The sequence below is a fragment of the Salegentibacter salarius genome (assembly GCF_900168265.1).
In the GTDB taxonomy this organism is placed as follows: domain Bacteria; phylum Bacteroidota; class Bacteroidia; order Flavobacteriales; family Flavobacteriaceae; genus Salegentibacter; species Salegentibacter salarius.
On the sequence record NZ_FVZF01000014.1, the window covers coordinates 52,224 to 67,405 of the forward strand.

Sequence of the window (15,182 nt, forward strand, 5' to 3'; positions counted from 1 at the left end):
ATTGTTCAGTTCAATACCATTTTTTAGTGTTTATGATACTGCTAGTCCTGTAAATATGCTGGCTGTATCGAACAATTATTCTACCTCATTTTTGGCTTCCTTAGCATTTGACCAGGATTCAAGATTTTTTAAGGTAGCTTCTATGTTTTCCTTTAAAGCTTCGTTTGTCAGAAAAGCCTGATGAGCTGTAATTAACACATTTTTAAAGCCTATCAGGCGAACAAAAAGATCATCCTGGATCAAATCTGTAGAATGATCTTCAAAGAAAAGATCTTTCTCGTATTCATATACGTCAAGTCCAAGGGAACCTATTTTGCCATTTTTAAGTCCTTCTATAAGATCTTCGGTTTTGCAAATTGCTCCGCGGGCAGTATTGATTATCATCACACCTTCTTTCATAAGACTGATATTTTCTTTGTTGATGAGGTGTTTGGTGTCTTTAGTGAGTGGTGCATGAATGGTAATGATGTCGGAATTCTTACAGAGCTCTTCCAGTTCAACATATTTTGCATCATATTTTTCAATAAGGTCCTGGTCTTTTTTTACATCATAAATCATTAATTTACAGCCAAATCCATGCAGAATTTTTGCGCTTACCGCCCCAATTTCTCCCGCTCCCAACATTCCTACAGTTTTGTTGTGCATATCAAAACCAACCAGGCCATTTAAACGAAAATTATAATCCTGAATTTTTCTGCTGGCGGGAATCAGTTTTCTGTTGAGTGCCAGCATAAGGGATAGACTGTGTTCTGCTACACTGTGAGGGGAGTAATGTGGCACATTGGCCACTTTAATGCCCAGATCCTTTGTTTTTTCCAGGTCTATATGGTCAACGCCCATGCTACGCGTTGTAATATATTTTATCCCTGTTTTCTTTAATTCCTCCAGCACTTCTGCCGAAGCATCATCATTGGTGAAAATTGAGACCGCTTCGCTTCCTTCAGCCAGAGAAACTGTTTCTTTGCTAAGTTTTTCTTTGCGGTAGTTTAACTCAATGCCATTTTTGTTTTGTTTTTCCAAAAATGGCTTTTCATAAGGCGAAAGACTGTAAACTGTTGTTTTCATAATATGTTTTTTAAAATAGTTCTTTTTTGAATCGGAGGTACTTATATAATTCACCCGCTCCTAAAATCGCAGACGAAATTAGAATGAGTATACAAATGTCAAGAAAAGGCAGCTCTTCAAATCTCAGGAGATCCTGGAAAAAAGGAATTTTGACTACAATAACCTGGAGTATTATAGCCGCTATAAAAGCGATATTGACCCATCGGTTTCCAAAAACCCCAATTTCAAAAACCGATAAGCGTAGCGAGCGCATATTGTAGGCATTAAACAACTGTGTTGAAGAAACAACAATAAAAGCCGCTGTTCTGGCCATTACCTCGCCCTGGGGCAGATAGTGCCAAAAGGTTAATAAGGTTAAAGTAACCATGACGAGTGACACAATGATTATAAAAGGTGCTATATCCCACTTTAAAATTTTTTCGCTTTTCTTTACGGGAGGTTGCTTCATTATATTGCCGTGTCCCGGTTCTGTAGCCAGGGCTATATCCATAATACCGTCTGTGATTAGATTTACATAAAGTATTTGTGCAGCAGTAAAAAGAAGTGGCCAGCCAATTGACATACCAAAAATAAAAGCAATTGCGAAAGCGAAATTAGTAGTTAGCAGAAAGTAACTTGTTATTTTTACGTTATTGAAGACTATACGCCCTTCCCTTATGGCATTAACAATACTACTAAAGTTATCATCCTGTAGAACAATTTCGGAAGCATCTTTAGCCACATCGGTACCTCTTACTCCCATAGCAATGCCCACATCTGCGCGCTTTAGTGCCGGGGCATCGTTTACTCCATCGCCTGTCATGGCTATCAATGTTTCTTTTGCCTGCAGTCTTTCAGCAATACGAAGTTTGGTGTCAGGATTCATTCTGGCGAAAACATTTATATTATCAATATATTCATCAAATTTTTCATCATCAACATCCAGTGCTTTGGTAGTTATTGAAGGTGGGTACTTTTCTTTATCTTTAGCATCCTCCCTTTCTTTTAATATTCCAATATCCCTGGCAATGGCTGCGGCTGTTTTTTTATGATCTCCGGTAACCATCACTACTCTTATCCCTGCTGTATTACATTCTTTAATAGATTCTGCAACTCCTTTTCTAGGGGGATCGATAATTCCTGTTATCCCAACCCAAACCAGATCTTTTACATCCTGACGATCAATGCTTTCTTTTTCGGTTTTTTTGTAACCCAGGGCTAAAACCCTCATCGCCCCGTCTGCCCATTCATCCATTTTATCCTGAAGTTCTTTTCTTTTCTCGTTATCCAGGTCTTTAGTGCCTTCAGGAGTTAAATATTGCGTACTTAATTCCAGAATTCGCTCCGGGGCTCCGATGGTAAAAATTTCAGGACCTTTCTCTGTTTCGACCAGGGATGCACGAAATTTTTGTTCAGATTTAAATGGAAGATCGTCAAGCAGTTTGTAATTTTTATAGGGTTCTCTTTCTTTAATTTTGGCTTTTTTACCAATTACAAACATAGCGGCCTCGGTAGGATCTCCCGTTACTTCAGGACCTTGTTCGCTTTCCTGGTCGTCTTCATTTCTTTCCTGTTCCTCTTCTTCTTCAAACAGAATTTCTTCCTCTTCTTCCTCCTCTTTTTTGGAAGCAGGTGCGCCTGTTTTTTGTTTCCCTTGCTTTTCTTTGGTTTCAGAAGATGCTTTTTCTTTTTTCTTTTCCTTTTTTTCTTCCTGAGGACTTGAATTTTTTGAAGTTTCTATATCATCTGCTTCTCCTTTTATTCCAGCGTCATTACAAAAAGCAGCAATGGCAATGAGTTTCTGTTCTACCGGGTTTTCTTCCAGATTCAATTCACGATCGTTTTCTTTGAATTTTCCTTCCAGCTGATAACCATTATCCGTTACTGCTACTTCCTTATCGTTACCCGTAAATAACTTTTTGATCACCAAAATGCTCTGGGTGAGCGTACCGGTTTTATCGACTAGAATTACAGAGACAGAGCCCATCATTTCTGTAGCTGTAAATTCCCTGATTAAGGCATTTTGTTTTGCCATTCTGTTAGCCCCAATAGCCAGTACAATCGAAATCACCGCCGGTAGTCCTTCGGGTATAGTCGAGACCAGCACAGCAATGGTCACCAGAAGAATTTCCTGAAATTCGTAATCCTGAACCCAATAGCCAAGCCAAAAAATGATAATGGCAGTGCCGATAGCAATAACAGCCATTTGCTTACCTAAGAGATTGGTTTTTTTCTTGAAATTGGAATCCTGCATTTCCATTTCTCCCATGGATTTGGCGATCTTCCCTATTTCTGTGTTGTTCCCTATAGCCGTTACAACAGCTTTGCCTTTTCCGTTAACCACATTGGTGCTCTTCCAGGCCATGTTTTTTCGGTCTCCAACCGGTGCATCTTCTTCTACAGGATCTAATTCCTTGTCTATGGGCATAGATTCTCCGGTAAGCGAAGCCTCCGAGGTGCGCAATTCATTTATTTCAATAATGCGCCCATCTGCGGGAATTGTACGTCCTTCCTTAAGAATTATGATATCGCCAGGAACAACATCTTCAACATCTATTTCCTTTTCTTTGCCATCTCGTAACACCAGGGCGCTTTTTTGTTGCATCTCTTTGATGGACTGAATTGCTTTCTCTGCTTTGTACTCCTGGGTGAAACCCATAATGGCATTGAAGAGTATAACAGCCAGAATGATATACACATCGGCCATTTGATCGGCCCACCAGGCGACTCCAGCAGCAATAAAAAGAATGAATATGAGAAAATCCTTGAACTGTTTCAGGATCAGTAGCAGGGGGTTTGTTCCTCCTTTTTCCGGTAATTTGTTCTTTCCGAATTTCTCCTGTCGTTTTTTAGCTTCATCAGAAGATAGCCCTTCCTCTTTTGCAGAAACTTTTTCTAAAGTTTCTTCCTGGCTCAAACTATGATAAGGATGTTTTTGATCTATATCCATAGAGGATTATATTTATTTTTGGGAATAAAGGATGCAAAATTTATAAAGTTCTATTATCTTTTTTAAAGTGATTTTATCGTTTATTTTCTGCTTTCAGGATGTTTTTAATTCCTTTTGCCACCGCATCAGGATTAAAAGAAATACTGTTTATTCCCTGTTCTACCAGGAAACCGGCAAAATGAGGAAAATCGCTGGGAGCCTGTCCGCATAGTCCTATTTTACGACCTTTTTTCTTTGCCTTTTCAATGGCCATGCTTATCATTTTCTTTGAAGAAGTGTTATTTTCATCAAATAATTCATTAACCAATGCAGAGTCGCGATCGAGTCCCAGGGTGAGTTGAGTGAGATCATTTGAACCTATGGAGAATCCGTCAAAAATTTCGGCAAATTCTTCGGCCTGGAGTACGTTTGAAGGAATTTCGCACATCACATATATTTCAAGATCATTCCAACCTTGCTTCAAGCCATAATCTCCCATAAGATTTATAACTTTTTCGCCTTCTTCTACGGTACGGCAAAACGGGATCATAAGCTTCACATTGGTAAGTCCCATTTCGTCTCTTACTATTTTCATGGCTTCGCATTCCATTTTAAAGCCGTTGCGGTATTGCTCGCTGTAGTATCGGGAAGCTCCTCTAAACCCGAGCATCGGATTTTCTTCATCAGGTTCGAATTCCTGGCCACCTATAAGATTTGCATATTCGTTTGATTTGAAATCGCTCATTCTTACTATAACATCGCGAGGATAAAAAGCAGCGGCAATAGTAGCAACACCTTCGGCCAGCTTTTCAATAAAAAAAAGATGTTTTTCTTCATAAGTGGCCGTAAGTTCTTCGATTTTCTTTTTTGCATCTTTGTCTTTTAATTTATCATAGTGGAGTAGTGCAAGAGGATGAATTTGAATTGTATTGTTTATTACAAATTCCAGCCGCATAAGGCCAACGCCTTTTACGGGATAATTGCTGTAACTATAAGCCATTTCAGGATCGGCCAGGATTAGCATGACCTCGGTTTCAGGTTCTTCCTGTTTACTAAAATCTATATCTTCTTCATCCCATTCTAAAAAGCCTTTATACACTTTTCCGATATTGCCTTCAGCACAGGCCACCGTTATTTCCTGCCCGTCTTTAATGGTTTCAGTACCATCTTCGGTGCCAACAACGGCAACAGCGCCTAACTCTCTGGCAACAATGGCTGCGTGACTCGTACGGCCACCACTATTGGTGATAATTGCCGAAGCTTTTTTCATCACATTATCCCAGTCGGGATTTGTGATTTCTGTCACCAGTACGTCTCCTTCCTGCAGTTTATCGGCTTCATCTGGTGAACTAAGGATGCGGCTTACGCCTTTTGTGATTTTTTCGCCAATTCCCGTACCGCTTGTGAGAATTTCTCCCTCGCTTTTAAGCTTAAATTCTTTGATCTTTGATTTTTCTTTACCTGAATGTACTGTTTCGGGACGCGCCTGTACTATGTATAATTCCCCGCTTTCTCCGTCTTTAGCCCATTCAATATCCATTGCCCGTTTATAATGATCTTCTATTTCTACAGACCATACAGCAAGTTGTACCACTTCTTTATCGCTAAGAATATATTCTTTCTGCTTTTTTAAAGGTGTCTTTTTGTTTTTTGTAGTAGCTTCTTCTTTATTTTTGGTGGCATAAACCATGGTTTTTTCTTTGCTCCCCATCTTTTTAGATATAATGGAACGCATTCCTTTTTTTAAAGCGGGCTTAAAAACGTGAAATTCATCGGCATTAACAGCACCCTGTACCACATTGTCTCCAAGGCCCCATGCCCCGGTTAAGAAGATAACTTGATCATAACCACTATCGGGTAGAATTGTGAATATAACCCCGGCAGAGGCTTTATCTGATCTAACCATTTTTTGCACACCGGCCGAAAGAGCTACTTCCATATGATCAAAACCATTGTGTTCCCGGTACCTTATGGCTCTATCTGTAAAAAGTGAGGCAAAACACTTTTTACAGGTTTCCAGAGTAGCATCGGAACCCGATATATTCATAAAAGAATCGTGTTGTCCCGCAAAAGAAGCTTCTGGAAGATCTTCAGCTGTGGCGCTGCTTCTTACAGCAACGCTTGTTAAGGCTTCTTCTTTTTCTTCCAGTTGCCGGTAAGCTTCCTTTATTTCTTCGGCTAGTTCATCAGGAAATTTCCCATTTAAAATTAGTTCGCGGGCTTTCTTTCCAGTTTCTCTAAGATTTTTAAATTCTTTTGTATCTAGTTTTTGAAGAAGGTTGGTGAGTTTTTCTCTAAGTTTATTGTGATCCAAATAATCCCAATATGCCTGCGCTGTAGTAGCATACCCTGCAGGGATTCGAATTCCTTTGGCCCCCAATTGACTTATCATTTCCCCGAGGGAAGCATTTTTCCCACCCACTTTGGCAGTATCCTCATTGCTTAAATCACTAAAAAAGCTAATATATTTACTCATTTCTTCTAAAATTTGGATGTTTAAAATTTTGGCTTTAATAAGTTTCCTGGCTTAGCAAAGTCATTCTTTAATTTAAAGCTATTTTGATAAAATGAATATTCATAAAATGTTAAATTTGAGAGGTTTGAGATATAGGCAGTACTATGGCTATATCTTGTTAGAAATAGAAAAATACCGAATTGCAATATTTTTAATTTTTAAGCAGAAGGGAATTTATGACCTCCATCATTTGTCTCAGGTTTAAAAAAGGCTACTTTTAAAGGAATGGTTTTGAGAATGGAAAGTTTAATTCAATGAAATTTTATGGGTTATATAAAATTATTGACCAGATATATAAAAGATGCTGTTTATGGGGCTAATGACGGGATAATCACCACTTTCGCCATAGTCTCCAGTGTTGAAGGAGCAAATTTGGGAACTACAGCCATCCTTGTGGTTGGATTTGCATCCTTATTTGCAGATGGCTTTTCCATGGCTTCCTCAGATTTTTTGGCTAATAAAGCTGAGGTAGCCAGGAAAAAAAATATGGAAAACCAGGGAGAACAGGAAAAAGAAGATCCGAAAATTGCAGCCTTATTAACTTTTTTGGCATTCGTAGTGGTAGGGGTAATTCCCCTGATTCCATATTTTTTCACTGGCTTCACCGTAAACTCTTTTGCCATATCAGGTGTAGCTACCGGTTTAGCATTATTTGGAGTTGGAGTATTAAGAACAAGACTTACCGGAGGCAATCCTTTTGTGGCAGGAGGGGAGATGTTATTAATTGGAGGATCGGCTGCTCTTGTTGCATTTTTTATTGGGGGATTAATCGAGCAATGGCAGTAAATTTAAGGCTTCCAGTTAAATCATTTTTTTCATGGATTAAAACATCCCCGCTCATTTCTTCAGGAAGCTCAATGTCCATCAATGAAAGAATGGTAGGGGCAATGTCGCTTAATTTTCCTTCAGATAATTCCAGTTCTTCGTCTGCACCTAATAAAATACAGGGCATAGGATTTATGGTATGGGTGGTAAAAGGAGAACCATCGTCATTTTTCATTTTATCGGCGTTACCATGATCTGCAATGATAATTACTGCATACTCATTTTCCAATGCTGTTTGGACTACAGCTTCAGTACAGGAATCCACAGTCTCACAGGCTTTTTTTGTAGCTTTCATATCTCCCGAATGGCCTACCATGTCGGGATTTGCAAAATTCAGGCAAATAAAATCTGCTTTTTTATCCTTTAATTCTGGAATGATCGCATCACGTATTTCTTCGGCGCTCATTTCCGGTTTTTTATCGAAGGTAGAAACATCAGGAGAATCGATCAGGATTCTTTTTTCCCCTTCGAATTCTTTCTCTCTTCCTCCGTTAAAGAAATATGTTACGTGCGGATATTTTATGGTTTCGGCTATTCTAATTTGTTTTTTACCCTCTCTGGATAGTACCTCACCTAAGATATTGTCAAGATCTTCTCCTTCAAATAATACCGGCACATTTTTAAATGTTTTGTCATAGCGGGTCATGGTGATATAGCGCAGATCGAGTTTTTTCATCTGCTCTTCAGGAAAATCTTTTTGGGTGAGAGCCTCTGTGATCTGTCGGGAACGATCGGTGCGATAGTTAAAACAAATCACGACATCCCCATCATTAAGAGTAGCTATAGGTTCATCGTTTTCAGTTAAAACTATGGGTTTTAAAAAATCATCAGTTTCATCTTCTTTATATTTTTGATTAAGTGTTTCTTTTAATTTTTCGGCTTTAACTTTGGTCTCTGCTTCACCATTTACCAAAGCCTTATATGCTTTTGCAGTTCTGTCCCAGTTTTCACCCCTGTCCATAGCGTAATACCGGCCTATTATACTGGCTAATTTCCCGGTTGTTTTTTGAAAATGCTCCTGTAAGTCTTCAATGAAGCCAATGCCACTTTTAGGATCGGCATCGCGGCCATCGGTAAAAGCATGAATATAAACTTCTGAAAAATCCTGTTCAGCTGCAATACTGCAAAGTGCTTTTAGATGATCTATATGAGAATGAACACCACCATTGGAGATGAGCCCCATAAGATGAACCTTTTTGCTTTCTTTTTTAGCATAATCAAAAGCATTTATCAGTACAATATTCTTATTAAGATTTGCATCTTTAATCGCAAGGTCTATTTTAACCAGGTTTTGGTAAAACCACTCTACCGGCACCAATATTAATATGACCTACTTCAGAATTTCCCATCTGGCCTTCCGGCAAACCAACCGCAATACCATGGGTTTGTAGTTGGGTATGTGGTTGCTTCTGCCAGATCTTATCCATAAAAGGAGTTTTTGCCTGTACAATGGCAGATGCCTCTTTTTCCACTTCCGGGGCAATTCCCCAGCCATCCAAAATCATTAGTAAAACTTTTTTTTCATAATATGTTTATGATTACTGTATCAAAATTCAGTTTTTGTTTTTTCAGGCATTGATTTTAAAAAGGATCTGTTTTTTTGGAACAGCCTTATTTTGTGCTGGTATGCTCGTTTCTTTATCACTAAGCCATTCGAAGATCTTTTCAACGTCTTTTTTACGGCACAGTTCTGTTCCGGGTGTTATTGTGGCGGCAGTACCAGCGGCCACTCCCCATTTAACTGCGTCTTGAAGCCCATCTCTACGTGATAGAGAAAGAATGAGACCGCCTACCATGGAGTCTCCCGCACCAACGGTGCTTTTCTGTTTTACTGTGGGTGGTACCACATAATGAATCTTTTCTTTCGAAGCCACCATAGCACCTCTGGCCCCAAGAGAAACAATTAATATTTCAGCTTTACCTTCATCAATAATTTTTTTGGCGATTTCCTCCTGTTGCAATCCCGAAATTTCATCTTTTCCAGCCAGTTCACTTAATTCTCTGAGGTTTGGTTTCATTAGATAGACACCTGATTGTGCAGCTTCATTTAAAGCATTACCCGAGGTATCTATTACACATTTTATATTTTTATCTTGGGCGATTTTTGCAATTTTACCGTAGAAATTATCTGGTGCACCGGGCGGTAAACTTCCGCTGGCTACTAAATACTCTACATCATCGGGTAATTGATCAATTCTGTCTAAACATTTCTGAAGTTCTTCCTTAGAGATTTCACTTCCGGGCATTCCAAATCTAAACTGGCTACCTGTCGAATTCTCCATTACCATTAAATTTTCCCGGGTAGGATTTTTTATCTGAATCATATCCTGATCGATTTTTTCTTCTTCAAGAAGCTCTTTAATTTTATTGCCTGCGGGGCCACCGGCAGTATATGGCCAGGGATTCGCCACCTAAAATTTTTATAGCTCTCGAAACATTGATGCCGCCACCTTCTGGTTCGTAAGTAGGTTTTTCACAGCGCAGCTTTTTTTCAGGTTTTAATTTATCGATGTAAGTGCTTTTGTCCAGCGCTGGATTTAGTGTTAATGTTACTATTTTCATAATCAAAGATTTTTATTAAAAAGTTTTAGGACCTGTATAATGAGAAGTGGTATTAGGCTGGTAACAACTATTAAGCCCCAAATACGCATTTCGAGTTTCTGGAAAGAAAGAACATCGGCTATGCCCGGGATAAAATAGGCCGCAAATAATATCGAAAAACAGAGGGCGAGAGCCATCCAGATATATTTATTTCGAGTTACTTGGTTTTTAAAGATATGTTCATCGCTTTCTCTCATATTGAAAACGTGTAGAAGTTGCGAAAATGCAAGGCTAAAGAAGGCTATATTGTTGGTGATTTCTTCTGGCTGTTCCCATATGTAGTGAGCAAAATAGTAGGCACCGCAAATGCAAATCGCAAGAATAGAACCGTATAAACCAACCTGAAACCAGTTCTGGCGGGTCAAAATAGGTTCTTCGGGATCTTTAGGCGGTTTTTTCATAACCCCGGGGCTTCCTTCACCTACTCCCAATGCAAGTGCTGGAAAAACATCTGATAGCAAATTAAGAAAAAGCAGTTGTAATGGTAATAGCGGTAAAGCAAACAAGCTAAAACTTATAGAGGCAATAATAATGATTTCACTAAGGTGATAAGATAACTGATAAACAATGAATTTGCGAATATTGCCAAAGATGATCCGTCCCTGTTTAATGGCCTGCACAATAGAATTAAACGCATCATCTTTCAGCACCATATCTGAGACTTCCTGGGCTACCTGGGTTCCCCTTTTTCCCATGGCTATACCTATATTGGCCCTTTTTAGGGCAGGGGCATCGTTTATACCGTCGCCGGTCATTCCCACTATTTCCCCGTTCTTCTGAAAATGTTTTATAAGCCTCAGTTTTTGAGAGGGATCCATTCTGGAAAAAATACTGGTTTTTGTAAGATTGCTGTCTCTGCTTTCTTTTCCCAGCTCTTCCTGCAAATTTTTCCCCATAATACTGCCCGAGTCTTCTTCTCCTTCTTTAAAAAGATTAATCTGTTTTCCAACATTTTTTGCGGTGCCGGGATGATCGCCGGTTACCATTACCACTTTAATTCCCGCTTCCCGGCAGGTCCTAATAGCATCGGCAACTTCTCTTCTTGGAGGGTCTATAAAACCTACCAGGCCTGTAAAAGTAAGTTGATGGAGAAAATCTTCGGCTTCCTCTCCTTCCGGGAGTGTATTCAGCGTTTTATACCCGAAGGCAAGTACCCTTAGACCTTCATCAGAGAGTTCATCATTTTTTTTATTCCAATATTCTTTATCATCTTCGGTGAATTCTTTCACTTCGTCATCAATGAGTATATTCCCTGATCTTTCAATTATAGCGTGGGCAGCACCTTTGCCAGCTACATAGAAGCTTTCACCTTCCTGGTTTATAGCTCCCATGACCATAGAATCTGAATCAAATGGATCGTGAAGTTTTCTCTCTAGTTGGGGGTTATCCTGGTAGAGGTCCTGATCAAATTTCTGACTAAAATTCAACAAGGCTACTTCAAGAGGATCTCCTTCACCTTTACCACTTTCTATTTCACTGTAGTCTTCATCATTATTCTTGTCTTTATCTTCCTTGGATTTTCCAGTATCTGTTTTGTTATTGTCTTCGGAAGGGGGTTCATCTGATGATGATTTGTTGTGATTGTAAGCTTTATCATCTTTGTTAGCGTTTTTTTCTCCCGTTAAACTGGCATCATTAGCAAGAACAGCGATTTTAAGCATATGACTGAAGTTGCTATTTTCCTTTGGGCTTTCATGTTCTTTTATAACGGGCCGGGTTTTTTTATGCCATTCCACGTTCATTCTTTCATCTCCGGGAAAGTAAAACGTGTTTACAGTTAATTGGTTTTTGGTTAGAGTACCGGTTTTATCTGTAAATATAACGGTGGTTTCCCCAAGGGTTTCCACCGCTTCAAGTTTCTTCACCACTACGTTTTTCCTGGCCAATCTCAGCATTCCGCGGGCAAGAGCAATACTGGCTACTATTGGTAAACCTTCTGGTATGGCGGCTATAGTCCAGGCTATAGATGTTTGGATGAGGGTATAAATTTCCTTTCCAGAGATCCATCCAAATACAAGAAAAGCAACGGCCAGGCCAATTGTTACGAAAATTAAATGCTTTGTGAGTTTATTTAGCTTCTGGTTCAGCGGTATTTCATCTTTCTCTTCTTCGCCCACCATCGCTGAAATACTTCCCAACTCTGTCTGCATACCCGTGTTGTAGACTATAGCTTTTCCTACTCCACTGGTAACAGCGGTACCTTTATAAAGAATGTTATTGCGGTCGGCCACCTGTCGTTCTTCTTCGATGGTATCAGATGATTTAGTTACTGGAACCGATTCCCCGGTTAAAGGTGATTCATCTATAGCTAATTCGGTTGCCTGTATTATTCTGGCATCAGCAGCAATAAGGTCACCCGATTCAACAATAAGAATATCCCCGGGAACAATTTGATCAGCATCTATTTTTTTTCTTCATGGTCTCGAAATACTCTCGCCCTTATTTTATCCATTTCCTTTAAAGCTTTCTTGGATTTCTGAGCTTTGTATTCCATCCAAAAACCTATTACGGTATTTATTAAAAGCACCACGATAATCGCTATACCTTCGGCAAGGTCTCCAAATACAAAAGCCAGGGCTGCAGCGGCACTCAGCAGATAAATAACAGGATTATTAATTTGGGCAAAAATTATTTTCCAGATGCTTCTTTCTTTCTGCTTTTCAAGAACATTGGGGCCATGTTTTTCCTCCTTTCCTGAACCTCATTTTTTGACAAACCTTCTTCAACATTGGTACTTACAGTTTTTGCAATTTCTTCCGCAGATTTTCGGTAAGCGTTTTCTAAGGTTTCGTTTGTTCTGTTTTCTTGTGCCATTTACCAGGTATAGTTTATAAATCTGATTTAAAATTTCATGAAATTTCTTCCAGATAAAATTCTCTCACCTCTCCGTGTTTGAATTCATAAATTTCATTTATAACTCCAATATTTACTTTGTTACTCCATCCTTCCTCAAAGGAGATGGTCAATTTCTCCTGGTTTAACGCAATAAGAATCCAATGTTGACGATATTTAATGCGCATGGTGATCTTACTCAAATTCGGAGGAAGCTTAGGGTTTATCCATAAGGCATCTTCGCCTACTTCAAGTCCGGCGAAATTTCGCTGAATGAGATCTAGCGATCCTGCCATGGCGCCAAGGTGTACACCTTCTGGAGTGGTACCTCCCTGGATATCTTCAAAATCACTAATCAACAGGGTTTCAAAATTTACCCAGGAATCTTCTTTGTCATACTTTGAAAGAATCCAGGAAAAAACAAACCGGCTAAGTGTAGAGCCGTGAGAGGTACGTTTCTTATAGTAATTTATATTTTTTATAATCTCCTCTTCTCCAAAGCGGTGCCCTAGTTTTTCAAACAAGTTTTTAATTTCTTCTTTAGAAAATAGGTAGAAAAGCATGAGTACATCAGCCTGTTTGCTGGCTTTATATTTATTTGGAGAGTCCCCTTCATTTTCCAGGATACGATCCAGCCTTTGAATATTGTCGTATTTTTCTTTGTATTCTTCCCACGGAAATTCTTTAAGCTTTTCGTAGCCTTCAAATTGGCTAATCAATCCATCTTCAAGAAAGGGCACATACATTTTGGTACTTATTTTCTTCCACCGCTCAAGTTGTTTATCGTCTATTTTGAGTTCTTTGTATAATTCCCTTTTACGAGTATTTTCGATTATTTCCAGTATTTCTATTGCTTTTTGGAAGACCCATGCAGCCATAACATTAGTGTAAGCATTGTTATTAAGTCCCCGTTCTTCAGAATCTGGGTAAGAAGTATGGTACTCGTCTGGTCCAACAACACCATTAATTTCATAGCGATCATTTTTCTTGTTATAGGTGGCTTTGCTGGCCCAAAATAAAGCTATACTCAAAAAGATTTCAGCACCATAAAAAGATAGGAATTGACGATCGTTCGTAGCCAGGAAATACTGCCAAATATTATAGGCGATTGCAGAGTTTACGTGTTTCTGCAGATAGGTATTATCCTGTATCCAATTCCCTGATTTGGGGTTAAGGTGAATCGTCTGGCTTTCTTCTTTACCATTACTACCGCTTTGCCAGGGGTACATTGCTCCTTTATAGCCTCCTTCTTTTGCGGCGTACCGTGCCTCGTCGAGCCGGTAATATCGATAGAGAAGAAGATTTCGGGTAATTTCTGGAAAGCGAAGATTGAGAAAAGGAAAAATATAAAGTTCATCCCAAAATATATGACCACGATAAGCTTCACCATGAAGTCCTCTTGCTGGTACTCCGGTATCTACACCTATGGTATTCAAAGAAGCAGTTTGTAAAATATGAAAAATATGGAGCCGTGCTAGTTTTTGGACTTCTCCACAACCAATCACACCAATGTCTGCTCTATTCCATAAGTGTTGAAATGCTTTTTTGTGCCGTGATAGGACGGCATGGAACCTACCAGAGCGTTTTATATCTTTACAGGCTTCCAGGGAAGGTTCGCTTATAGACCGATCCCTACTGGTATAAATGGCTACTATCTTCTCTACCTCGTAAGTTACACCTTCCCTGGCTGTAAAGCCAAGTATTTGTTCTATATAACCATCTTTCTTCGAAGTTTTTGAAGTAGTTTCAACTGAATTCTTTCCAGAAAAAATTTGGGTTCGGGCAGCCTGGCTCATCGTTATTTTTGACTGCTTTGTTTGCACTTTAAGCAAAATACTGTTTTCGTTAATTTCCCTGTTATAAAGTGGATCCAGATGATGACTTTCTAAATCTGAATATCTTTCTACATTATCATTAATTACAGTTCCATCTAACGCGGTTCGAATTTCGATATCTCCACTCCAGTTTTGGGGAGTGATAGACCAGTGAATTGCTGCAAGATGTTTATCCATCATGCTAAGCAGGCGGCGGCTTTTAATTTTAGTTTGTCGACCCTTTGTATCTTTAATCACGAACATACGTTCCAGAACTCCGGTTTTCATATTTAGAGTCTGCTCGTACTCGAGAATTTGATATTTTACGAGATCTAACCATTGACCTTCAACAGGTCTAAAACTAAGAGGTAGCCAGTTAGGGAAATTTACAAAATCTTCATTCTCTATGGTTTTCCCGGAAATTTCGGTTTTTGCTCTATTGTATCCTCCTGCCAAATAAGTACCAGGGTAATTATACTTATTCCTGTCTACTTCTTCAGCGGCTCCTCGTGTACCAATATAACCGTTAGCCAAAGTGCAAAGGGCTTCCCGTAGTTTTTGTTCATCGGGATTCCAGTCATTATACTTGATTTTAAAAGCCTCCATAGTATTTGAACTTTTT

Annotated in this window: 8 protein-coding genes and 2 pseudogenes; 1 reads left to right on the plus strand and 9 read right to left on the minus strand. The window is 39.2% G+C overall.

The annotated features are described in order from the left end of the window. Positions 1–75: 75 nt before the first annotated feature. The 3 genes from B5440_RS09250 to ppsA all read right to left on the minus strand — a co-directional run bounded on the left by B5440_RS09250 (position 76) and on the right by ppsA (position 6,449). Positions 76–1,065, minus strand: coding sequence for a 2-hydroxyacid dehydrogenase (locus B5440_RS09250; protein ID WP_070053371.1), 990 nt, complete (start codon positions 1,063–1,065; stop codon positions 76–78). A gap of 10 nt (positions 1,066–1,075) precedes the next feature. Then, positions 1,076–3,994, minus strand: a complete 2,919-nt coding sequence (locus tag B5440_RS09255; RefSeq protein WP_070053347.1) for a cation-translocating P-type ATPase — start codon at positions 3,992–3,994, stop codon at positions 1,076–1,078. 73 nt (positions 3,995–4,067) lie between these two features. After that, positions 4,068–6,449, minus strand: coding sequence for a phosphoenolpyruvate synthase (gene ppsA / locus B5440_RS09260; protein WP_070053348.1), 2,382 nt, complete (start codon positions 6,447–6,449; stop codon positions 4,068–4,070). A 303-nt stretch (positions 6,450–6,752) separates the two neighbouring features. On the opposite strand from ppsA, the gene B5440_RS09265 reads away from it, so the two are divergent. Next, positions 6,753–7,274 (plus strand): VIT1/CCC1 transporter family protein, encoded by a 522-nt coding sequence (locus B5440_RS09265; protein ID WP_070053349.1) that lies wholly within the window; start codon positions 6,753–6,755, stop codon positions 7,272–7,274. Here the strand turns inward: B5440_RS09265 and gpmI are convergent. The 6 genes and pseudogenes from gpmI to B5440_RS15470 all read right to left on the minus strand — a co-directional run bounded on the left by gpmI (position 7,243) and on the right by B5440_RS15470 (position 15,166). Beyond that, positions 7,243–8,818: pseudogene (gene gpmI, locus B5440_RS09270) on the minus strand (2,3-bisphosphoglycerate-independent phosphoglycerate mutase). The gene B5440_RS09265 and the pseudogene gpmI overlap by 32 nt on opposite strands. A gap of 63 nt (positions 8,819–8,881) precedes the next feature. Beyond that, a complete protein-coding gene (locus B5440_RS09275; protein WP_198550876.1) occupies positions 8,882–9,724 on the minus strand; it encodes a 1-phosphofructokinase family hexose kinase in 843 nt (280 codons plus the stop codon). Beyond that, positions 9,678–9,875 (minus strand): hypothetical protein, encoded by a 198-nt coding sequence (locus B5440_RS15625; RefSeq protein ID WP_198550877.1) that lies wholly within the window; start codon positions 9,873–9,875, stop codon positions 9,678–9,680. Before B5440_RS15625 ends, B5440_RS09275 begins: the two co-directional genes overlap by 47 nt. A 2-nt stretch (positions 9,876–9,877) precedes the next feature. Then, positions 9,878–12,319 carry a cation-translocating P-type ATPase gene (locus tag B5440_RS09280; RefSeq protein ID WP_317039365.1) on the minus strand — a complete coding sequence of 814 codons (2,442 nt, stop codon included), beginning with the start codon at positions 12,317–12,319 and terminating at the stop codon, positions 9,878–9,880. Continuing rightward, a pseudogene (locus tag B5440_RS15895) lies at positions 12,316–12,728 on the minus strand (cation-transporting P-type ATPase). Before B5440_RS15895 ends, B5440_RS09280 begins: the two are co-directional and overlap by 4 nt. 35 nt (positions 12,729–12,763) lie before the next feature. Further along, positions 12,764–15,166 (minus strand): glycoside hydrolase family 65 protein, encoded by a 2,403-nt coding sequence (locus B5440_RS15470; protein WP_070053354.1) that lies wholly within the window; start codon positions 15,164–15,166, stop codon positions 12,764–12,766. Between the last annotated feature and the right edge of the window lie 16 nt (positions 15,167–15,182).